The following is a 21,707-nucleotide window of genomic DNA, read 5'->3' as shown; positions in this document are numbered from 1 at the left end:
ATATATCACAAAGCGGCGGCCCCGGTTCCCCAAGGCCGCCAGAGGTATCTCAGCGCGGACCTTTCCAGTCGATCTGGCAGATCTCGGCGGAGCGACCGTCGAAATCCCAGACCCGGCCAAAGGCGCGAACCCGGCCCTTGGTGGCGGTGGCAACGGTGATATCCGCGCCCATCCAATATTCGGTATTGGTGACCACGATGTCCTCGTCGCTATTGGCACCAGCCACCGGCACCACTTCGCCATGGATCTGCTTGCCGACGATCAGACGACGGGTCTTACCCTCGGTTTCAAACAGCACAGGCGCGCGCTCGGCGCCGAGGAATTCGCTGACCAGCACCTTGAAGAGCCCGGTGGTTCCGCGCGCTTTGCCCGAGAAAATATCAATCAACCCGTCATAGGCGGCATCGCTGGCGCGTTCGTCGATATAGGCGGCAGCCTTCCAGTTGCCCCGTGCCATCAGGCCGGGAATTTCCAGGATCAAGCCGACGTTCAACCCGGAAAGATCCGTATCGCCGAAATGGCCTTCGTCGATGCGCACGCCGGCCCAGGCCTGACAATAGCCCTCGGTTGGCGGATGCTTGCCCAGCGAAACAACGCAGGGGCAGAACACCGTGCAGTTGCAGTTCAGGATCAGCTCGCCCTTGATCGCCCAGGGCACGGTGCCCTGCGCCGCTTTGGGCGCTTCCGGATGTGGGGTGTCGATCCGCGTTGCCGTCTCGATACGGTCGCTCGCCATGATGTGTCTCCTCCTACGATATCACTGATGTCACGCTGAACCAAAATCCGGCCACCAGCAGCACCAAACCCATCGGACGGGTGAGCCAGCGCCCGATTTCGGGCAATTTCTCCAGAACCATAAAAACCGTCGCCAGCCCCATGAAGGCCAGGTTCATCACCCCGCCCACAAAGGCCAGCAGCATCAACGCCCAGCAACAGCCCAGGCAGACCAGACCAAGGCGCAGACCATTGCGCCAGGGGCCTTCCTCCCAATGCTGCATGAAGAACACCAGCGGACGGCGGCATTTGCTGAGGCAGGACTCTTTCAGCGCGGTGAACTGATAGACCCCGGCGACAATCAACAGCCCGCCGGACAGCAGCCCCGAGCGGCTATCGCCAAAGATGCTGATCAACCCGGCACGCAGCAAGGCCAGCTGCAACAGGGCCGCAAGGATCGAAAACCCGAACCACACCGCCAGATAGCCAGCAACCAGCGCACCAAACCGCGTGCCCTCGGCACTATGGCTGAGGTCGTCATAGGTGGCAAAGGCCGGCAGCGCGGTCGGCGCCATCATCGCCGCCGACATCAGCGCCCACATCAGGATCATCCGCAGCAGCCCCGCCGCATCCGGCGTCATGGTGCAAAGGCTGCGCCAGAACTCCGCGCCATAGATCGCCCCCGCCGCACGCAGATCCGCAGGCACAGAGGCCAGGAACAACAGCAGCCAACACAGCAGGATGCCGGCAAACAGCAGCAGCCAATGCAGGCCGCTCATCTGGCGCATCCCCTCTGTCAGCCGTGTCTTCAGCATGTCCAAACCCGAGTCCTCTTCACCGTCTCGCGAGTCAAAACCTCTTGCACATGAAATGTCAGACTTTTAAATGTCTGACAAATAAAATTTCTCAAGACCCGATGCGACGTGAGGGAAAAATCCATGAAGATCGACCCGAACAACCCGGCAGATCTCTCTGCCCAGATCGCCAGCGCGATCCGGGACGCCATTGTCGCGGGCGATCTGATCGTGGATGCACGCCTGCCCTCCGAGGCGGAACTGGCCGAACAATTCCAGGTCTCCCGCGCCACGGTGCGCGAGGGGCTGAAACGGCTGGCGGCGCAATCACTGATCCGCACGCAACGCGGCGCCAGTGGCGGCGCCTTCGTCAATCGGCTCAGTTTTGAAGATGCCTATAGCCAGCAGGTCACCACCTCGACGCTGCTGCTGAGCATGAATGCGGTGAGCTTCGATACCGCCTGCGAGGCGCGCTATGCGCTGGAGCGCGCCTGTGCACCTCTCTCGGCCGCGCGGCGCAGCGCCGATCAGCTGGCGACCATGCGGGCCGAAATTTTCCGCCAGGGCCAGCCAGGGTTGACCGACGAGGCTTTCTGCGCCTCCGACGTGGCCTTTCACCGCGCGCTGGTGGACAGCGCCCATAATCCGGTGCTCAGCTATCAGCTGGCCGGCGCGGTCGAGGCCATGCAGCCGCTGATGAATATGATCACCTTCACCGCCCGCGACCGGCAAACCATCCTGGCCCTGCACAGCCGCATCGCCGACGCCATCGAGACCGGCAGCGGTTCGGATGCGGTCGCGGGGCTGGCTGCGCTCGAAGAAGAGACCCGCAAGCTTGCCCGCGATGTCTTCACCCGCCGCCGCACCAAAGCCTGACTGATTTCATCTTTTTCCAAATATCCCCGCCGGAGGCCGCGCGTCAGCGCCTTCCGCGCCAAGCGGAACCACATGACAGACCCACCGTGGGGCGACATATTTTTTTTGGGGGGGGTAAAGTGCAGGTTTCTGTTGCCAGGTACCTGCGAACCCCGCCTCACGCTGCTAGGCGAGAGGACTTAAAGTCGGTTCGACTCGAACTGCTTACGCAGCCAGAGCAACCGGAGCACGATTGTCGTTTGCAATTGTACTGTTTTCGCCGATAACGGTGGCAGACAGCCGAGATGCAAGAGACCACTTAACCACCAGTCGATCCTATTTCGGGCCCATCAAAAACGCTCTGCCGATCAGAGCGCTTGTGGTGGACCCGCCCGGTACCGCCCCGGGGTCCTGAATAGTCGCACAGAATCCGTCTACATCCATAGTCCCGAAGGACAGGAGTAATATGGAGCATCTTTTCCGCCGGTTCAAGGGGCGACACGGGCTTTCGCCCCCCTGCCCCATGGCCAGCTCCTATGTCGCGACCTGCAAGATCTGCGCCGCGCGGTGGCTATCATACATGCGTTGAACAAACTGCCCGGTGGGGCGTTGGCGCAGGCTCTTATAGACCTCTTGCATAAACACCGGGCAGCGGGCCTCGTCCGGCAACATGCCGTGATAGCCCTGCGCCAGGATCATCGGCGCCAGCGAGGCCGCGAGCGCCAGATCCGCAAATGTCAGCCGATCCCCCGCCAGATAGCTCCGCCCATCCGCCAGCCGCGCATCAAAGCGGTCGAATCCGACGTAGATCTGCTGCAAGGCTTGATCCGCAACGCTCTGATCCAGTTTCAGCCCCTTGTACATCAGCCCCCGGATCAACGGAAAGGCGAGCGCGCAGGTCAGTTTTTCGTACCAGGGCACCGAGGTGGTGAGCGAGGGCCAAACCACGGATTTATATTTCAAAAGGTTCCAATAGGACCAGTTCACCACCGCATTGCCGATGGTGAAACGCGCCTCATGTTGCAGGCTGTTCACCTCGGCCCACAGATCCGCCTGTGTGGCCTTGTCCGGCCAGAGCCGCAGCTCGGCGGACATGGTGGGGTCGAGCGCTTCGGTGATCGGGTCCACCCCGGGGTATTTCTGCTGCCGGTCGGCGGAGACCATCAGCGGATAGCCCTCTGCACTGACGCCCCAGCTTTTGAGCGCAAGCACATGGAACACCGGCGCATGGGGGCGCTCGGTATAGGCGACGCCGTAGTGGCTCAGCAGCCAGCGGCCAAGATCCACATCGGTGGAGGGCAACAGCGTCACAAGAAGCGGAAGCGTCATCGCCAGCCCTCCTAATCAAACAAAAGATGGAAATGCTGCGGATGCGGCGTGCCGCCGCTGTCGATCTGCCCTGCCGCGCCCGGCGCGCGGCGCAGGTTCGGGCGCGCGATCAGCGGTTTCAGGATCGCCGGGATCACCGCCTTATTGATCGCCGCGCCAAAACAGGTGTGCATGCCATAGCCCCAGATAATGTAGTCCTCCCAGGGGCGGTCGGTGCGGAACGCATTCGGAGCCTCGATCTGATAGCGGTCAAACATCGCCGACAGCGTCGCGGCAAAGACCATCTGCCCTTTGCGGACCCTGGCCTCGCGCAGGGTAGATTTGGCGACCACCGTGTCGTGAATGGCGCGGCGATAGATCACCGGGTTATGCGGGTTAAAGCGCAGGGCCTCCCAGATAAACTGTTCAAAAACAGGATCATCCGCCTTGGCGGCCTCATGCGCGCGGCGAAGTTCCTCGGGCCGGTTCAATAGCTCGTCCAGCGCCAGGCAGCATGCCTTGGAAATTGTCGGGATCGCACCGATCAACAGCCCCAGGAGGTTGTTGCGGATGCCCAGATCCTCCATCCCCGGGGTGCCTGCGCCCTGCAACGCAAGGCAGCGATTGAGGAGCTGCGGACGCTCATCGGGATTGGCCTTGCGCTCGGCAATCGCCGCATCGAGATAGTCGCGCATGCCCGCCGCATAGCGCATGGCCTTTGCGTCCAGTTCGGGATCGGCGCCGAGATCCTCGAAGAGATACCAGAACAGCACCGTGGCCCAGTCCTGCATGGTCTCCATCTCGCCGCCGACGCCGAAATACTGATCCGTCATATCCCATGGCACCAGAAGCGAGAGCTGCGGCACCAGGTCGATCTTGCCACCGGCCTTGTCGACGATCTCCTGCGACAGGCTGGCGGCGCGGGGCAGCACGATCTCCGCCACATCCGGCCCGCGTGCGGCGAGCCGCATGGCGGAGGTGTCGCGGTTGTACTCCCAGCCCGGCTGCATGCCGAGAAAGAAATTCTCGCCATCGGTCAGCTTGCGCATGCGGGTGCCATAGACCACCTCGAAATCGGCGTTGCGGTTCAGCACATCCAGACAATCGTCGTGGCGGGTCACCACCGCGGTGCCGCTGTTGTCATAGGCCTTGATGAACACCGCCTTGAGCGACAGGTTCGGCCAAAAGGCGCGCAGGCAGGCAAAGACCTTTCCCTGTGTCGACGCGGCGGTAAAAAACGGCAAGAGCGCCGCCTTGCCGCCGGTGACAAAGGTGATCGCGCCCTTGGCGATCAGCCAGAGCAGCGAGGTCAGCCCCTCAAACAGCACCATCAAGAGGCGCGCCAGTGCCGTGAGGCTTCCGGTCAGTCGTGCCAACATAAGCGCCCCCTCAGGTCGGATCGACAATGCCCATCGCAATCATGCGAAGCGCAATCATCGAGGGCACAAAGAAGTAATCACCGCCACGGCATTCCACGAAGGTCTTGAGCTTGGTCATCACATAAGGGGGCTTGCCGCTTCTGGGGTCCGACGGGATGGTGTGGCGGGTGTGATGATCGTGCCGTCCCAGCATCGGGCAGGTGTTGTTGCCCTGATGAAAATCAAGCCCGTATTGAATCCATTGCTGCTGCACGAATTCGAACTGGCGGAACAGATCCACTCCCATGATCATCATGATCACACCCTGTTCGCTGTCGTCATCGCGGGGGTCGAAATTCGGCGGCCCATAGGGCAGCCCGCGCCGCAGGATGCGCCGGCGTTTGTTCAGCGCATGGGTGGCGTCCTCATTCTTGAACTGTTCGCCGGTATCCGGGTCCACGCCGAATTTGTTCAGCGGGTCAAGATAATCCCGCGTGTTCATCCGCCGCATATGTGCGCCAGCGGGGCATTTGTAACCTGCCATGTCATCGGCGTAGCGAAAATCAGAGGCATCGGGGGTGCGAATATAGCTGAGGTTCTTATTCCAGGCCTCTGGTTTCATTATGAAATGACCCTTGTCATCGAGCCATCCACCGGCCTGACCAAAGGCCACCCACTCGGCAAAGGTCGAGACTTTGGCCAGGGGCACCCCGTCCGACCAGCGGCCGCACATCTTGGCAAGGATGGTTTCCTTCGCCTCATAGAGGTCGATATGCATGACCTGCGCGTAGCGCTCCGCCTCTTCCTGCACAACGCTATGAAAACTCGATACATTTTCATGCAGTTTGCGGTAGGCCATATAGGTGCCGTTCTGCATGAATTCCGGCGGCATGGCGGTGGGGGGCAGCTCCTGGCTCTCATCCGGGTGGCCGAGGATGAACTCGCCCGTCTCCAGCGGTTGCCAGCCCTCGCCCATACGCTTGCCGCGCCCAATCACTGCGGTTTTTTCCTTTTCCGGCGGGTACTGGCCCTTGAACACCGGATCGCCAATGCCATCGGTAAAGCCAAAATGCTCGCGCGCGGTGGGCAGTTTGATGCCGCCGAAATCATCAAAAACGGCAGAGGCCTCCTGATAGGGTTTATCGCCGGAGGTGCCGTTTTTCTCGATAAGGACAACGTAATCATTGGTCAGCCCGCGCAGCCATTCCGTGCGGGCCTCCAGATCGGGATGCGGTTTTTGAATGCGGGCAAGGTAGTCGGGCGTGCCCGGGCGGGCGTCGCCAATATCGGACTGGGCATTCAGCGTCACGAGGATATGCACATCCTCCTTGCCGCCCAGACCATCCTTGCGGTTGCCCTGCCAGATCGGGTCCCAGTCCTTGTCCCAGTCGGGATCATCGCCGGCGGTCTTGGTCGGGTCGCGATCCCCCAGCATCGAGGCGCGCGAGCGCATGCCGGAGATGAACACATCCGGCATGCCCTGAAGCGTGCGGTTGGGCACCTCCAGCCAATACAGCCCCATAAAGGTGAAGGCGATATTCACCGTGCAATTGGGCTTATCCGCCTCTTCCGGCCAGCGCGCCGCCGTGGTGACCTGCTTGCGCACCGCATCCACAAAGGCGCGACCGGCGGAGGGGTCGCGGATCTGAAAAAAGAAATAGCGGGCAAAGGGAAACGACCATAGGCGCGGGTCACATTGCCTTGGATGTCGTGTAGATTCAGCTCAAATGTCATCTTGTTCAATCCTCAAACACGATCCTGGGGTTGCGGTGCGGAGCTGGAAATCACCCCCGGGCTCTGGGTCGGCCCCGCGAGATTGCCGGGGGCCACATCGCTGAGAAACTGGCCAAAGGCGGCCTGAAGCGCCTCGGGGTCCTTGCCCTGATTGTCCGCCACGAAATCGGCAAAGCGCTGCTGGGTATAGAGCGATTTGAGCACCGTCGGCAGGTCGTCGTATTTTGCGGGGGCAAGCGGCTTTGCGCCGTTTGAGATCGCGTAGCGGACCGACAGGAAAAAGGCGATGCAGGTCAGCCCGCCCGCCACCAGCGCCAGCATCAGCGTGTTCATGCCAAGCAGCGTGATCATGCCAAGGACGCGCAGCACCAGCGCCACCAGCGCGACGATCGCCGGAACCAGCACCGCACCGATCAGCAGCTTCACCGGCAGGATGTTGAACTTTGGCAGCTCCAGATAATAATCGTGGAACGGCATCGTGGTTTCCACGTGGCAGCGCTCCAGATAGGTGGCAAAGGACGCCGCATCCGACACCCCGTCAAACCCGTGGCAATTTTGAAAGATCGCGACAAGTTCTTCGCCCATCGTCTCCCACAGGAGTTCCGCATAGGCGCGGCGCACCTCGCGTTGCTGTTTCGCACTAAGATGGCTGGGGAGCGGATCGCCGTCCTTTGAAATCGCGTCGATATCGGCGGTGAACACAAGATAGGAGGATTTGAGCCCGTCCACATGTTCGGGAACGGCGGTGTTCACCTTTTTGATCGTCGCCACCAGCGCGTCCTGAGCGTTGCGCCCGTTGTAGACCACATCATCCAGCACAAACATCCGCGCAAAATGGGTCCGCGTGTTGCGGGCAAAAGGCGCGGCGAAAGGCGTTTTCTGGGTCGCGGGGGATTGATGCGCCGGCGGCAGCTTGGCCAGCTCGATGCGCATCTTCTGCGTATAGGAGACGTCGTTCTTGGGCCCGCCCCGTTTGATCGGCGCGAGAAAGGTCAGAAACAGATGCCCGGTGTCAAGATCGGCCATGTTTACGCCTCCCGCTTGCTGGCAAAACGCGTCTGCGCGTCGCGAATATAGACCAGCCGGTTGATGTCGGCGCGCTCCGTATCGAGGCTGGCGACGGGGCCAAATCCCGGATCGCCCATATCGTTCTGAACCTTCAACACGGCGGCGGCGTAGGCTTTGGCGAAGCTCTCGGCACTGGCGCCCTGATGCGCCTTGGCCAGATCGAGCACGGTGTCATAGACCTTGAGCGCCGATTTCACATCCCGCTGCGCCGAGCCGGGGGTGGCGTTGTAATAATAATCCGTTCCGATCTGATTATAGGTAATATAATCTTTGAACGGAGAAATCGGAATCGAAAGCGGATATTTCGTGGCCGAATACCAAAACAGGTTCAGACCGTTTGGAATACCATCGGAAAACGCATCAATATATTGATCCCAAGTGCCGTTAAAATTGGAGCAGAACAACATATAGTCGCTATCCAGCTCCTCCTTGCCCTGCCCCAGATCCGGCCATTGATCCCGTTTGATAATCACCCAGCGGGCAAAATGGATCAGCGACAGGCCAAGTAGCCCCATCAGGTTCGACGGCAGCCCGCGCGAGGCCATGAACAAGAGACGATTGACCCAGGTGATCTTGGGGTTGCTGGGTGTGACCACGTTCATCGCATAGGCTTTGCCGGCTACATTTGACATGTCTGGCCTCCAATACACTCTCTAAAAAAACAGCCACCCGGAGGCTGCACACTTATAGCCTGTATTAGGCGATAAAATTTCCCCTCCTGTCAAAAGAAACTTGCCGCAACGTCACCCAAATGAGCGGCGCCGTCACAAACCGCGCCCTCGCTGCGCAGGCCTTTGCGGTGGGTCGCGGCCCGGATCGCCTGTTTTCACGACCTGAGTATTTCTTTTTTCTGGGCGACTTGGGTATCAGCGCAGAATAAAAACACAGCTGTGCAATTGGTTACGGGTGGCTTTGCGGTATTTTTTTGATTGGATGGTAAAAAATGATCGTTTTTCCCCTCGACTTCCCCCCGCCGCGAATTGTAGAGAGCGTTCTTTCTCATCGTTACAAATGAAATGCGCCCCCCCATGACACATAGCGCCTTACTCCACCTATGGTTTGATGAAGTCTGGAATAACAACAATCTGGACGTCGTTGATGACTTGCTGCACCCCGACGTGATTTTTCGGGGCAGTCTGGATTCCCTTGTGGGGCCAGACATCGACTACAAAGAAATTGTCACGGCCATGAAAACGCTGATCGAGCAGCTGCATGTGACCATCACGCACAGCCTGGAAAGCGACGAATTCGCCATGGTCCGGGTGCTGGTTCAGGCCGTTGACCCCGTGCAGAACCGCGAGTTCGACTTCACCGGTCAGGTGCTGGTGCGCGTAAAGGATGGGAAATTCATCGAATTCTACAGCAACTTTGACTATCTTCGGATGTTTGAGCAGCTCGGCCAACTGCCGGTTGACGCGATGCCCGTGTTCCTGACCGGCGAGCGGCTGACCTGGGTCGCCTGAGACCGAATTTCATATCCCCCAAGGCCCGCAGTATCCCACTGGTCAGATCGCCCTGCTTTGTTAAAAACGCGCAGAGCAACCGACCGGAGCCGCTGGCATGTCCGATTCTGACACGACGCCCCCGAACGCCAACCCGGCTCCCGACTGGCGCCAATTGGTGCAGAGCTTTGGCCGGATCGGCGTTCTGAGCTTTGGTGGACCTGCCGCACAGATTGCCCTGATGCACAAAGAACTGGTTGACCGGCGCGGCTGGCTTGCCGAGGCGCAGTTTCTGCGTGGCCTGTCCTTTTGCATGCTCCTGCCCGGACCAGAGGCGATGCAGCTGGCGACCTACGCCGGTTGGCGTCTGCGTGGCGTCCCTGGCGGGCTGCTGGCGGGCGCTTTGTTTGTGCTGCCCGGCGCCTTTGTGATTGCGCTTTTGGTCGCGCTCTATGTGGTTTTTGGCCAGTTGCCGCTGGTGCAGGCGGGTTTCCTCGGGATCAAGGCGGCGGTGGTGGTGATCGTGCTTCAGGCGCTCTGGCGGATCTCGGCCAAGGCGCTGACCACGGCGCGGGCGCGGATCATTGCCGCCTGCGGGTTTCTGGCGATTTTTGCGTTCAACCTGCCCTTCCCCGCCGTGGTTCTGGCGGCTGGGCTGCTGGGGTTGCTGCAACGCAAAGCACCGGATGGGCTGGCGCCGACGGACGGCACAAGACCAAATCCCCGGCGGCACTGGCTGACAATCCTGAGCTGGGCGGCGCTGTGGCTGCTGCCGCTGCTGGCGTTGCAGCTTTGGTCCAGTGCGTTCCTGGCCGCCATTGGCTGGTTCTTTGCCAAACTGGCGGTGGGGACCTTTGGCGGTGCCTATGCGGTGCTGGCCTATATGACTCAGACCGTGGTCAGCACCCATGGCTGGATCACCACCGGCGAGATGATCGACGCGCTGGGGCTGGCGGAAACCACGCCGGGGCCGCTGGTCTTGGTCACCCAGTTTGTCGCCATGCTGGCCGGCGCCCATCAGGGCGGGGTCTGGCTGGCGCTGGCTGCCGGGCTGGTGGCGCTATGGGCCACATTCATTCCCTGTTTCCTGTGGATTTTTGCCGCCGCCCCCTATGTGGAGCGCCTGAGCCATCATCCCCGGCTGCGTGGCGCGCTGGATATGATCACCGCCGCGGTGGCGGGCATGATGCTCAATCTCTCGGTCTGGTTCCTGTTGCATTTGCTGTTTCAAGATCACAGCCTCGCCGGGCTTGGCCCCCTCCGCCTGCCCATCCCGGCGCCCGGCAGCCTCGACCTCAGGGCGGCGGGCCTGACGCTTTGCGCGCCGATCCTGGCCTGGCTCTTGCGTGGGCGCATCTTGTGGTTGCTCGGCGCAATGGCCTGTCTCGGCCTGATTGCCGATAGCTTTGCGCTCGGCTAAAGGCTGGGTCCACGGCTTGCAATGCCTTCAAAATAGGTCCAAAACTAAAGATGAACGGATGCGGTTCTGGCGCGACGACCATACAGCCAGACGGCAATCGCATCAGGCAGAAATTAAGGGGTGAGGCCATGTCCCGGCAGATCGACTATGGAAACCTGATGCATCGCGCCATGCGGGGGCTGATCCGCAATGTGCTTGATGATGTTGCGGCGAACGGGCTGCCCGGGGCGCATCATTTCTTTATCACCTTCGATACCGCACACCCAGACGCGGAACTGGCCGATTGGCTTGCGGATCGCTACCCGGGCGAGATGACCGTGGTGATGCAACATTGGTTCGACAATCTCGACGTTGGCGAAGAGGGCTTCGCGGTCACGCTGAACTTTGGCGAATCGCCCGAGCCGCTCTATATCCCCTATGACGCGATCAAGACCTTTGTGGATCCGTCGGTTGAATTCGGCCTGCGTTTTGAAAGCACCGAAGAGGACGACGACGAGCTGGAGCCGCTCGAAATCGCCACCGATCTGCCCGAGGATATGGAGGCCGAGGCCCCCAGCGGCGGCGACAAGAAGAACGCCGATGTGGTGTCGCTGGACAGCTTCCGCAAGTAACCCCAACCATCGCCAACCGATAAAAAACATGCTCCGAGAGACCTCGGAGCATGTTTTTTGTTTGTGGCCCGCGTCGCAGCGTGCCAGCCGGGAAGAACAGCGCGCGCGCTCAGTTTTCGCGCGTCAGGAACGTACTGACGGTTCGGGACGGCACCCCGTTGCGATGAAGCGAGAAATCCAACTCCAGCCCGCCATCGGCAAGCGTGCGGTCATATTGCTGCATCAGATAGTCGCCATTCTCGGCCACATAGAGCGAAAACACGGTCAAGGTTGGCCCCACAACACGGGCCCAGACGAAAGGCTCGCCCTCCATCGGATCCATCTGCACCGTGTGACCAAATACATTGGTCTTCATCGCCGCCGAAAACACCCCGGGGCGGTCGGCGGGCTGAAATTCAATAGAATAGGATTTGGTTTTGCTCTTCTGCCCGGGACGGTGAATCGCCGTGGTCCATTTGACCATGAACCCCTTGTAGGTCTCGCGGATATCCACGCTCATATCACGTTTCTCGGTCGTTCCGTCGAGCTGCTCCACCTCGGCGCTGCCGGAATAGCTGCCGACAAAGCCATGCACCGCGGAGCTCGCAAAGGCCGCCTGTGTCGCCAGCACGAGCGCTGCCAGAATGGTCAGGCACCACAGGCCAGCCAGCCTGGCATCAGGCATCGCCCGGGTGATGGAAGGGGCATATCTGGGCATTTATGGGTTCGAGCTCCTGTTGGGGGTCATTTGGCGACTCTCTCTTGGTGTAATCTAGGCATCCCAGCCAAACTGGCAATGGCGCTTGCGGCATCGGCGCAGTATACCACCGAATAGATCCCCGCAAAATGCGCGACTGCGGGTGCAGAGCGATTGCACCGGTGCGCCTGCGCGGATAAACGGTATACATAAGCATACTACTAGGCCGATCCAGCGACGGAGACAGATAAATGTCGAACACCCGCACCGAAACCGACAGCTTTGGCCCACTTGAGGTCCCATCCGATAAATACTGGGGCGCGCAGACGCAGCGCTCGCTGATGAACTTCCCGATTGGCTGGGAAAAGCAGCCCGTCGCCATCGTGCGCGCACTGGGTGTCATCAAACAGGCCTGCGCCATGGCCAACAAGGCCAGCGGCAAGCTGGACGCCACCATCGGCGACGCCATTATCAAGGCGGCCGGCGAGGTGATCGAGGGCAAGTTTGACGACAACTTCCCGCTGGTGGTCTGGCAGACCGGCTCCGGCACCCAGTCCAACATGAACTCCAACGAGGTGATCGCCAACCGTGCCATCGAAATCCTCGGCGGCGTGATCGGCTCCAAGGATCCGGTGCACCCCAATGATCACTGCAACATGGGGCAGTCCTCCAACGACACCTTCCCCACCGCCATGCATATCGCCACCGCCATGAGCGTGCGTGACGTTCTGGTGCCAGGCCTGACGAAACTGGCCGAAGGGCTGGAAGCCAAGGCAGAGGCGTTCAAGGACATCATCAAGATCGGCCGCACCCATACGCAGGACGCAACGCCGCTGACGCTGGGTCAGGAATTTTCCGGCTATGCGCATCAGATCCGTCAGGGTCTGGCGCGGGTTGAGGCCGCGATGCCCGGAATTTATGAGCTGGCCCAGGGCGGCACCGCCGTTGGTACGGGTCTAAATACCGTTGAGGGCTGGGGCGAGACCGTAGCCGCCAATATGGCCGAAATCACCGGCCTGCCCTTTGTCACCGCGCCCAATAAATTCGAAGCCCTAGCAGCGCATGACGCCATGGTGTTCCTCTCCGGTGCGCTGGCGACCATTGCGGGGTCTTGCTACAAGATCGCCAATGACATCCGTTTCCTTGGTTCCGGTCCGCGCTCCGGTCTGGGCGAGCTGATCCTGCCGGAAAACGAACCGGGCTCCTCGATCATGCCGGGCAAGGTGAACCCGACGCAGGCCGAGGCGCTGACCCAGGTCGCCGCGCATGTGATGGGCAATGATGCCGCGATCAAATTCGCCGGCAGCCAGGGGCATTTCGAGCTCAATGTCTATAATCCGATGATGTCCTACAACCTGCTGCAATCCATCCAGCTGCTTGGGGATGCGGCGGACAGCTTTACCGAGCGGATGCTGATGGGCATTGAGGCCAACGAACCCCGCATCGACAAGCTGATGAAAGAGAGCCTGATGCTGGTCACCGCGCTGGCCCCCACCATCGGCTATGACAATGCCACCAAGGTCGCCAAGACCGCGCATAAGAATGGCACCACGCTAAAGGAAGAAGCCATCGCGCTTGGCTTCGTGGATGAAGAAACCTTTGACAAGGTGGTTCGCCCGGAACAGATGATCGGCCCCAAGGCCAAGTGATGGGCAAGCCGGTCAACCTGAACCGGTTTCGCAAGGAAAAGGCACGGGCCGATAAAAAGGCCCGTGCTGATGAAAACGCTGTGAAGTTTGGTCGGACCAAGGCGCAAAAAGAGGTGACGCAATTGCGTGAGGCCCAGAAGCGCCGTGACCTGGACGGGCACAAGCTGGACGAATGAGCGCACGCCCCAAGAAACATTCTCTGACCCTGCGCGGTCACCGGACCTCGGTCTCGCTGGAGGATGAGTTCTGGCAGGTCTTTCGTGACATCGCCCGCCAGGAGCAACGCCCCATCAACGAACTGGCCGCGGAAATCGACGAAGTGCGCGGTGACGACTGTGGGCTTGCCTCGGCCATTCGCCTCTATGTCTTGCGCCACTTAAGGGATCGTTAACCACGATCTGAGAGGCTGTGCGCATGTCATGTCCATCGCCGCTCTCTCCTGATGCCTGGATCACGCATCTGTTCAGCTCCAAGGCCGCTTGCCAAGGGGGCGTCATTCGCCGCAAAATCCGGGACATAGACCGCTATGTCGGTCGCGCGGCTTTTGAAGCGGAACTGAAACGGCGCGGCTTTCACGCTGTCGAAAACGCCGGTCAAATGGTGATCTTCTGCAATCAGGAACCGATACGCCTGCTGCTGTAACCCGTTTTCTTTCCAAGAAAACGCGGCGGAATTTTTCAAAAATTCCGGGACGGGGACCGAGGGGTGAGACGCAACCATATCCCCTCTTTCGAGCGCACTGTCAGATGCGCTGCGGGTTGCGGCGTCTTGTCTTCGACCAATGTCACCCTGTAGCGACGCAGCAGATGCGCCAGGATCAGCACCCCTTCGACCATGGCAAAACCTGCGCCGGTGCAGACCCGCGGCCCCGCTGAAAACGGCATATAGGCACTGCGCGCACAGGCCTTGCCGTTCTCGCTCTGCCAGCGGCTTGGGTCAAACTCATCCGGGCGCTCCCAGAGCCGGCTGTGGCGATGCAGATGCCAGGGGCTCAGCACCATCTGCGCTCCCCTGGGCACATCGCGATCCCGAAACCGGACCGGACAGCTGGCCTCTCGCACCATCATCGGCACCGGCGGATAGAGCCGCAGCGCTTCGCGGAACACATCACGGGTCACCCGCAGGCGCGACACGGCGGAGAAATCGCCGGTGCCCTGGGTTTCCGCCTCGGCGGCAACGCGATCCTGCCACTCCGGACAGAGTGCCAGCAAGTAGAGCGACCAGGCCAGGGCCGACGCACTGGTTTCATGACCGGCAAGAAAGAAGATCGCCACCTGATCGACCATGTCCTGCGTGGAAAACCCCTGCCCGGTTTGCGGGTCCAGCGTGGTCATGATCTTGCTCGCCAGATCCTGCGGCGCTGTGCCTGCTTGGATCTCGGCCATGCGGGCCTCGGTCAATTGGGTAATCAGGCCTCGAATACGGCCGGCGTTCTCCTTGGTGCCTTTGGGAAAAAACCGGGGCATCCAACGCGGCAGCGGCACAAAGGCCGCCAGATTGAGGATCGGCTGCGCCTGTTGATAGGCGCGAAACCGGCTGAAGACCTCGGCGGCGACCTCATGTTCGATCGGGATGGAAAACAGGGTGCGGAAGATCACATCCGCCGCGATATGCGAGGTCACGGCCTCGATCTCCACCGGCCTGCCACCCGCCTGTCCGGCCAGACGCTCCGCCCCGGCCTCCGCCGCAGCCAACATCGCGGGAAAGGTCTCTTTCAGCCGCCCGCCCTCAAAAGCCGGGTCGATAATGCGGCGCTGGCGTTTCCAGGTCTCGCCATTGGTCAGGAACACGGAGTTGCCCAGAAGCGGCCGCAGCCCCTCGCCGATGCGGTTGGATTTGGGGAAATCATCAGCGCGCTGTTTCAGCACCACATCCAGAAGATCCGGTTGATTGATCAGGAAGGAGCGGAAAAACGGCGTGCGGAACTCTGCCATCCAGGCCCGATAGAGGCGCGCGGGCTGGGCCGACAGAATATCGGCGCGAAACAGCTTGAGATAGCGCCAAAGCGAGACTTTATCCGGTCGTGCCGGTGGTTTGGGTGGCAAGACGGTCATCGCGGGGCGACCGAGGTATGGCGATTGACCGCCCGGTTCAGGCGCGAGCGGGAATGGCCGCGCTCCCTATAGCGCGCGCCCAGCGTCAGCGGACCTGCGGTGATGCGAAAATAGTCATAGTCGCGCGGCGCATCAAAGGCGCAGAGGTATTGGAAATGCAGCCGGAAATAGCGTCGCTTCAGCGCGTGCCAGCGAGCCGGGCTGAGCGACTGGGTAAAGGCGGCGGAGAACACCACCGGCCAGCGCTGCGCAGAACGCGCGACGCCGCTCACCGCCACCGGATCACAAAGCGCAAAGGCGCAACCATCGCCCGGTGCGGTCACGTCATACCAGGGGATCTGCTCCTGTTCGGAGAGCTCCTGCAAATCGCGGCGCAGCCGATCCGCCTGCGGCAGGAAAGACACCATCGGCACCACTTGCCCCAGACTCAGAAAGCTCAGGGCGGGGCGGTCTTGCGGCAGCCCCTCGCGCAACAGATCCGCCAGCACGGAGACCCCCAGATGCGCGCCGGAGGAATGGCCGACCACCAGCACCTCGTCGACCGCATTCTGCGCGAGGGCGTCGTGGATCGCACCGCGAAACGCAGCCATTCGCGCCTCCAGCTCGGGCGGGTTGCGCCCATATAGCGCGGCGGAATAAGCGTAATCATGCATCAGGTAATAGGCAAAGAGCTTGTTGTCGCGTGCCTTGAAGGCCAGGAGCAGCGCGATCGCAGCACCAAGGCCCAGGACGATCTGGAGCAGCAGCGACAGCCCCCCCGGAACGCCCAGCATAGCGGAGAGCAGCCCCACACCCCAGGCGACGCCAGCCGCAAGCAGCAGCGCCAGGACCGCTTGCACCAAGAGGATCACCACCGGATAGAGCGCCGCAATCACCGGCCCCTTGCGCAGGCGCATCAGCCGCCAGAGCGCGCCGCTGGAGATATAGATCCAGGCGGTGCGCATCAGCTGCCCGTAGGTGGCGAGGATCGAGCTCTCCATGCTGTCCTTGACGATATCGGACCAGACCAGCACCTCGACATCGGTCTCGACCTGCGCCCCTTCAATATCGGCCGAGACATGCCAGCCATAGCGGCCCTTGCCCGTCTTGGGCGAGAGCGTGAGATCATAGCCGGAAATCCGCGCCTGCTCCGCCCCTTCGCTGCGATAGAGTTCGCGGTAGCGGCGCGGGTGGAAGGGATCATAGCCCGGAATATAGAAGACCCGGCGCCTGCGCACCGGTTGTGATATGCTGTTGCTGCTCATCGCCCTGATCTTTCCTGCCCGGAGCCTAGCCTAGCTTTCTGGCAAGAGTAAGACAGCAGATGGGCCGGATCAGCCCAAAGTGGCCAGCGCCGGGAAGGTCGCGAGCAACCAGAAGGAGAAGCTGGTGAACAGCCCCGAAACCAGCATGATCCCGACCAGCAGCAAGAGCCCGCCCATGATTTTTTCGATCAGCCCCATGTGGCGTTTGATCCGGTTCATCAAGATCATGGAGCGGGTGAGGAACACCGCCGCCAGAAGGAAGGGCACGCCAAGGCCAAGCGCGTAGATGCCCAGCAGGAAGGTGCCGCGCGCGACCGATGCCTCTGACGCCGCGAGCGACAGAATCGCGCCCAATTGCGGGCCGATGCAGGGGGTCCAGCCAAAGGCGAAGGCCAGCCCCAGCACATAGGCCCCAAGCGCCGAGCCGCCCGCCTCGCCCGTGGTCATCCGCGCCTCGCGGTCCAAAAGCGGAATGCGGAACACCGACAGGAAATGCAGGCCAAAGACGATCACCACAAGGCCGGAGATCTTGGCCAGAAGCTCCTGATTTTGCACCACGAAGGCGCCAAATGCGGAGGCTGTGAAGCCCAGAAGCAAAAACACCGTGGAAAGGCCAAAGACAAAGAACAACGCCGCCACGACCGCCTTGCGCCGGGCCGCCGCAGTGCCCTGGATTTCGCCAATCGTCACGCCGCTCATATAGGCCAGATAGGGCGGCACGATGGGCAGCACGCAGGGCGACAGAAAGCTGACAATGCCACCGATAAGGGCGACAAACATGGCGGGCAGCAGGCTCGCGTCGATGATTTCGATTCCAAACATAAAGCCTGCATAGTCCAAGCCGGGAGCGGCGTCACGGGTACGCGGTGTCACATCCTTGTGGACAGGCTGTAACACGCGGCGTATCTCAGGGGCATGACTGATTTTGACGCCACGCTGGATGCCATTGGCCTCCTCTGCCCCCTCCCCGTCCTGAAGGCGCGCAAGCGGCTGGAGCCACTGCCCGAAGGCGGCGTGCTGCGCATCCTGGCCGATGATCCCGCCGCGATCATTGACGTGCCGCATTTTTGCAGTGAAGCGGGGCATGCGTTTCTCGGCATGCACGACGACGCCGCACATCAGGTCTATCTGATCCGCAAGGGCGGCGCCTGAGGCGATTTCGCAGCCGCACGTCCCAAATGCACCACCACTGACGCAGAAAAGGCGGCCCACGCGGGACCGCCTTTTGTTTTGTCTCATCTGGTCAAGTGGTCTCAGAACCGGGTCGCCAGTTCTGAGCGCTGTGGTTTAGCTTCCCACGGACCACCAGCCGCGCCGCTTGGGCTTGGCGGGTTCTGCCGGTTCCGGCTCGGCGGTGACCAGCTCGGCTTCAGGCTCCGGCGCGGATTCGGTGGCCGTCTCGGAGGCTGCTTCCTCCGTCATCGGCTCCGCTGCGCTCACCTCTGGGGCCTCCTGCGCTGTCGCGTCTTCCGCAGGCGCTTCTGCCGAGGGAGCCTCAGCGGTCTCAGACGCGGCCTCGGGGGCAGCTTCTGCAACCGGTGCCGTCTCCGCCTCAGCCGCCGGGGCGGCCTCCGCGTCGCTCTCGACAGCAGATTCAGGCGCTTCAGTTGCCGGGCTTTCTTCTGCCTGAGCCTCGACGGCTTCGACCTGCGGCGCGTCTTCGGATGCGCTTTCTACGACCGGGGCGCTTTCAGCCTCAACCGCTGCGACCTCAGCTGCGGGCTCCTCAACCGGGGCCTCCGCTGTGGGTGCCTCGGCTTCAACAGCGGAGGCCTGCTCTGCAACCGGCTCCGGCTTTTTGCGTGACCGGCTGCGCGTGCGGGTCCGGGTCTTTTTCTTCTTCGACTCGTCCTCTGCATCGCTGGTCTCAGCTGCGGGTTCGTCGGCTTCCTCAGCGGCTGGGGTAGCGTCGGCCTCGTTCGCGGATGCCTCGCTCTCCCCATTCGCGTCCTGCGTGCCCTCGCCGCCATTGTCACCGTTCGACTTCTTCCGCCGACGCCGACGCCGCTTGCGCTTGGGCTTGGCCTCGCCATCCGCCTCGCTCTCGACCTCCGGGACTTCGGGCGTGGGTTCGGCGACGATCTCCGCCTCTTCCTCGACCTCTTCCTCGGCATCCACCTGATCCATGATCGAGGTATCCACCGACACCACCGGCGCGGTTGATACGGGAATGCTGCGCGATGCGGTCTTGAACTTCTCCAGCGTGAAATCGGGGCTGACCAAGGTCACATCGCCCTCGATCCGCACGGACAGACCATAGCGCGCCTCGATCTGGGCGATATGCTCGCGCTTCTGGTTCATCAGATAGTTGGCGATATCCACCGGACATTTCACCAGCACCTCGCGGGAACGACGGCGGGTGCCCTCTTCCTCGATCTGGCGCAGGATCGACAGCGCCATGCTGTCATCCGAGCGGATCAGGCCGGTGCCATGGCAATGCGGGCACGGCGCGGTTGTCGCCTCGATCATGCCGGGGCGCAGACGCTGACGCGACATTTCCATCAGGCCAAAGCCGGAGATCCGGCCGACCTGAATGCGGGCGCGATCCGTCTTCAGCTTGTCCTTCATCCGTTTTTCAACGGCGGCATTGTTCTTGCGCTCGTCCATGTCGATGAAGTCGATAACGATGAGGCCCGCAAGGTCGCGCAGACGCAGCTGGCGCGCCACCTCTTCGGCGGCCTCCAGGTTGGTCTTGAGCGCGGTATCCTCGATCGACGCCTCTTTGGTGGCGCGACCCGAGTTCACGTCGATCGCCACCAGCGCCTCGGTCACACCGATCACGATATAGCCGCCGGATTTCAGCTGCACCGTCGGGTTGAACATGGCGCCGAGGTAGCTTTCGACCTGGTAACGGGCAAAGAGCGGCAGCGAATCCTGATAGTTTTTCACGTTCTTGGCGTGGGACGGCATGATCATCTTCATGAAGTCCTTGGCGATGCGATAGCCGCGCTCGCCCTCGACCAGAACCTCGTCAATCTCGCGATTGTAAAGGTCGCGGATCGAGCGTTTGATCAGGTCGCCCTCTTCATAGATCTTGGCCGGCGCGATGGATTTCAGCGTCAGCTCGCGGATCTGTTCCCACAAACGTTGCAGATACTCATAGTCGCGCTTGATCTCCGCCTTGGTGCGCTTGGCCCCTGCGGTACGCACGATGAGCCCCGCGCCGGTGGGCACGTCCAGCTCGGCGGCGATCTCTTTCAGCTTCTTGCGGTCCACGGCATTGGTGATCTTGCGCGAAATACCACCGCCGCGGGCGGTGTTCGGCATCAGCACGCAATAGCGACCAGCCAGCGACAGATAGGTGGTCAGCGCCGCGCCTTTATTGCCGCGCTCTTCCTTGACGACCTGCACCAAGAGGACCTGACGGACCTTGATAACTTCTTGAATTTTATACCGTTTGGGACGCGGCTTGCGCGGAGGGCGGATATCCTCGTGGTCATCCTCCTCGGCAACGGATTCGATACTGTCATCCTTGTCCGCCGCATCCGAGGATTTGCCCTCAGTGGCAGAGCTGTCGCCTGTTTCGCCCTGCGCGTCGCCCTCGTCTTCAGCGTCATCCTCAGCCAAGAGCGCCTCATCCGCCGCCTCGACAGCCTCCTCGTCCACGCCAGCCTCGGGGGTGTCGTCCTGTGGCTCCTCAACTGGCGTTTCGGCAACAGTCTCCATCGGCGAGGTTGCCTCGGGCACCTCGCTCAGATCGCTGTCATCCTCGCTCAGGTCGATGGTCTCCATGCCGGAGATTTCACCAGAGGAAGCGGGATCACGGGTTTCCACCGCATCAGAGGTCCTGGCCTTTTCGGCACGAGTCTTGCTGCGCGAGCGCGTCCGGCGCTTGGGCTTGGGATCGTCCTCATCGTCATCGCGCGCACGCTGCGCCTCGGCATAGGCGCGCTCTTCCTCCATCAGGGCCTCACGATCCGCAACGGGGATCTGATAATAGTCCGGGTGAATTTCAGAGAACGCGAGGAAGCCATGGCGGTTTCCGCCATAGTCCACAAAGGCCGCCTGCAGGGACGGTTCGACGCGGGTTACCTTTGCAAGGTAGATATTGCCAGCCAGCTGGCGCTTGTTTTCGGATTCAAAATCGAACTCTTCAACTTTGTTTCCATCCACCACAACAACGCGGGTTTCTTCCGCGTGCGTGGCGTCGATCAGCATTTTCTTCGCCATAAGTCCTTGGATTGCACCAGGCCAGCACAGGTGGTCGCCGTCCCGGGGTCACGGGTCTGGGGGCAAAAGCCCCCGCCCATCCTCCGGGTCCGGGCGGACGTACATGTTGTGGGTGGTGTCTTGTCAGGGCGATAGGGCGCAGCGCGGGGATCAAAGCCGCATAGGGATGGGATTTCCAGCAGAATTGTGGAAAACCTGTATCCGGGCTCAATACTCTCGCGCGCGTCATCGCGGTTCTTCTCCGACAGGTGGGGGTATCCCGATCCCTGCCCATTATTTCCTCTTCGACCTGGCCAGTTGTGGCCTCATCAAAGTAGGCATTCATCAGCCACGCAATCTGCGTGGCGAATTCCTCTGTCACCTTGCCCCGGCATAGGCCGGACGGACAGGACAACAGCAAATCTCATCCAAAGCATCGAATATTGTGATGCCTGTTCAATCAGCATAAGACCTGTGGATAGGTAATGACAATGGTCATTCTGCGTCACAGGTCAGCAAAACGAATCCCAGCGTAGAGAAACAGCAAAGAAAGGAGATTTCGTTAATCTCCTGAGCCCGCCGCCGGGGTGTTTCTTCATCTTTTTGCAAATATCCCGGGGAGCACGAGGGG

21 protein-coding genes and 1 other RNA gene are annotated in these 21,707 nt (G+C 61.2%); 8 read left to right on the top strand and 14 right to left on the bottom strand.

All coding sequences use genetic code 11. The annotated features are described in order from the left end of the window. Positions 1 to 49 precede the first annotated feature (49 nt). On the bottom strand, positions 50 to 736 hold the full coding sequence (locus HCZ87_RS10810) for a DUF1326 domain-containing protein (protein WP_254868601.1): 687 nt from the start codon (positions 734 to 736) through the stop codon (positions 50 to 52). A 13-nt stretch (positions 737 to 749) separates the two neighbouring features. Then, the gene (locus HCZ87_RS10805) at positions 750 to 1,529 is read right to left on the bottom strand and encodes a DUF2182 domain-containing protein (protein ID WP_254868600.1); all 780 of its coding nucleotides are present in this window, start codon (positions 1,527 to 1,529) and stop codon (positions 750 to 752) included. A 123-nt stretch (positions 1,530 to 1,652) separates the two neighbouring features. Here HCZ87_RS10805 and HCZ87_RS10800 point away from each other — a divergent pair, with 123 nt between their 5' ends. Continuing rightward, positions 1,653 to 2,384, top strand: a complete 732-nt coding sequence (locus HCZ87_RS10800) for a FadR/GntR family transcriptional regulator (RefSeq protein WP_167643765.1) — start codon at positions 1,653 to 1,655, stop codon at positions 2,382 to 2,384. Positions 2,385 to 2,502: 118 nt separating this feature from the next. On the opposite strand, the gene ssrA is transcribed toward HCZ87_RS10800, so the two are convergent. The 6 genes from ssrA to HCZ87_RS10770 form a co-directional block, all read right to left on the bottom strand. Beyond that, positions 2,503 to 2,859: a transfer-messenger RNA gene (gene ssrA, locus HCZ87_RS10795) on the bottom strand. 38 nt (positions 2,860 to 2,897) lie between these two features. Continuing rightward, a complete protein-coding gene (locus tag HCZ87_RS10790) occupies positions 2,898 to 3,692 on the bottom strand; it encodes a glutathione binding-like protein (protein WP_167643764.1) in 795 nt (264 codons plus the stop codon). Positions 3,693 to 3,703: 11 nt separating this feature from the next. Beyond that, positions 3,704 to 5,050 (bottom strand): cytochrome P450, encoded by a 1,347-nt coding sequence (locus HCZ87_RS10785; RefSeq protein WP_254868599.1) that lies wholly within the window; start codon positions 5,048 to 5,050, stop codon positions 3,704 to 3,706. Positions 5,051 to 5,060: 10 nt separating this feature from the next. Beyond that, entirely contained in the window at positions 5,061 to 6,635 is a 1,575-nt protein-coding gene (locus HCZ87_RS10780; RefSeq protein ID WP_254868598.1) for a peroxidase, read from the bottom strand. 140 nt (positions 6,636 to 6,775) lie between these two features. Further along, complete coding sequence (locus tag HCZ87_RS10775) at positions 6,776 to 7,789, bottom strand: hypothetical protein (protein ID WP_167643763.1); 1,014 nt, start codon at positions 7,787 to 7,789, stop codon at positions 6,776 to 6,778. Positions 7,790 to 7,791: 2 nt separating this feature from the next. After that, positions 7,792 to 8,463 (bottom strand): hypothetical protein, encoded by a 672-nt coding sequence (locus tag HCZ87_RS10770; protein WP_167643762.1) that lies wholly within the window; start codon positions 8,461 to 8,463, stop codon positions 7,792 to 7,794. A 396-nt stretch (positions 8,464 to 8,859) separates the two neighbouring features. Between HCZ87_RS10770 and HCZ87_RS10765 the strand changes: the two genes are divergently transcribed. The 3 genes from HCZ87_RS10765 to HCZ87_RS10755 all read left to right on the top strand — a co-directional run bounded on the left by HCZ87_RS10765 (position 8,860) and on the right by HCZ87_RS10755 (position 11,304). After that, the gene (locus HCZ87_RS10765; RefSeq protein WP_167643761.1) at positions 8,860 to 9,294 is read left to right on the top strand and encodes an ester cyclase; all 435 of its coding nucleotides are present in this window, start codon (positions 8,860 to 8,862) and stop codon (positions 9,292 to 9,294) included. 97 nt (positions 9,295 to 9,391) lie between these two features. After that, positions 9,392 to 10,693, top strand: coding sequence for a chromate efflux transporter (chrA, locus tag HCZ87_RS10760; protein WP_167643760.1), 1,302 nt, complete (start codon positions 9,392 to 9,394; stop codon positions 10,691 to 10,693). Between the two features lie 128 nt (positions 10,694 to 10,821). After that, on the top strand, positions 10,822 to 11,304 hold the full coding sequence (locus tag HCZ87_RS10755) for an SspB family protein (RefSeq protein WP_167643759.1): 483 nt from the start codon (positions 10,822 to 10,824) through the stop codon (positions 11,302 to 11,304). A gap of 109 nt (positions 11,305 to 11,413) precedes the next feature. On the opposite strand, the gene HCZ87_RS10750 is transcribed toward HCZ87_RS10755, so the two are convergent. Further along, positions 11,414 to 12,001, bottom strand: coding sequence for a hypothetical protein (locus HCZ87_RS10750; RefSeq protein ID WP_254868597.1), 588 nt, complete (start codon positions 11,999 to 12,001; stop codon positions 11,414 to 11,416). Between the two features lie 230 nt (positions 12,002 to 12,231). Here HCZ87_RS10750 and fumC point away from each other — a divergent pair, with 230 nt between their 5' ends. From fumC to HCZ87_RS10735, 3 genes are read left to right on the top strand one after another with little or no spacing between them, the layout of a single operon-like run. Next, on the top strand, positions 12,232 to 13,629 hold the full coding sequence (fumC, locus tag HCZ87_RS10745; RefSeq protein WP_167643758.1) for a class II fumarate hydratase: 1,398 nt from the start codon (positions 12,232 to 12,234) through the stop codon (positions 13,627 to 13,629). After that, positions 13,629 to 13,805 (top strand): DUF4169 family protein, encoded by a 177-nt coding sequence (locus HCZ87_RS10740; RefSeq protein ID WP_167643757.1) that lies wholly within the window; start codon positions 13,629 to 13,631, stop codon positions 13,803 to 13,805. The genes fumC and HCZ87_RS10740 overlap by 1 nt, the downstream gene beginning before the upstream one ends. Next, complete coding sequence (locus HCZ87_RS10735) at positions 13,802 to 14,020, top strand: ribbon-helix-helix domain-containing protein (RefSeq protein ID WP_167643756.1); 219 nt, start codon at positions 13,802 to 13,804, stop codon at positions 14,018 to 14,020. The genes HCZ87_RS10740 and HCZ87_RS10735 overlap by 4 nt, the downstream gene beginning before the upstream one ends. A 26-nt stretch (positions 14,021 to 14,046) precedes the next feature. Here the strand turns inward: HCZ87_RS10735 and HCZ87_RS21315 are convergent, their stop codons facing one another. From HCZ87_RS21315 to HCZ87_RS10715, 4 genes are all read right to left on the bottom strand, one after another. Beyond that, positions 14,047 to 14,310: a hypothetical protein gene (locus HCZ87_RS21315; RefSeq protein WP_175582224.1), complete on the bottom strand. Its 264-nt coding sequence runs from the start codon at positions 14,308 to 14,310 to the stop codon at positions 14,047 to 14,049. Then, a complete protein-coding gene (locus HCZ87_RS10725; RefSeq protein WP_167643754.1) occupies positions 14,307 to 15,683 on the bottom strand; it encodes a cytochrome P450 in 1,377 nt (458 codons plus the stop codon). The genes HCZ87_RS21315 and HCZ87_RS10725 overlap by 4 nt, the downstream gene beginning before the upstream one ends. Continuing rightward, complete coding sequence (locus HCZ87_RS10720; protein ID WP_167643753.1) at positions 15,680 to 16,927, bottom strand: hypothetical protein; 1,248 nt, start codon at positions 16,925 to 16,927, stop codon at positions 15,680 to 15,682. Before HCZ87_RS10720 ends, HCZ87_RS10725 begins: the two co-directional genes overlap by 4 nt. A gap of 69 nt (positions 16,928 to 16,996) precedes the next feature. After that, entirely contained in the window at positions 16,997 to 17,749 is a 753-nt protein-coding gene (locus HCZ87_RS10715; protein ID WP_167643752.1) for a cytochrome c biogenesis CcdA family protein, read from the bottom strand. Between the two features lie 93 nt (positions 17,750 to 17,842). Between HCZ87_RS10715 and HCZ87_RS10710 the strand changes: the two genes are divergently transcribed. Then, complete coding sequence (locus HCZ87_RS10710) at positions 17,843 to 18,079, top strand: sulfurtransferase TusA family protein (protein ID WP_167643751.1); 237 nt, start codon at positions 17,843 to 17,845, stop codon at positions 18,077 to 18,079. Positions 18,080 to 18,214: 135 nt separating this feature from the next. Here the strand turns inward: HCZ87_RS10710 and HCZ87_RS10705 are convergent, their stop codons facing one another. Beyond that, positions 18,215 to 21,097 carry a ribonuclease E/G gene (locus tag HCZ87_RS10705; RefSeq protein ID WP_167643750.1) on the bottom strand — a complete coding sequence of 961 codons (2,883 nt, stop codon included), beginning with the start codon at positions 21,095 to 21,097 and terminating at the stop codon, positions 18,215 to 18,217. Between the last annotated feature and the right edge of the window lie 610 nt (positions 21,098 to 21,707).

This window comes from Phaeobacter sp. HF9A (assembly GCF_011806385.1).
In the GTDB taxonomy this organism is placed as follows: Bacteria; Pseudomonadota; Alphaproteobacteria; order Rhodobacterales; family Rhodobacteraceae; genus Epibacterium.
The sequence above is the reverse complement of the archived record's forward strand: the minus strand, read 5'-3'. Positions and strand labels throughout refer to the sequence as shown.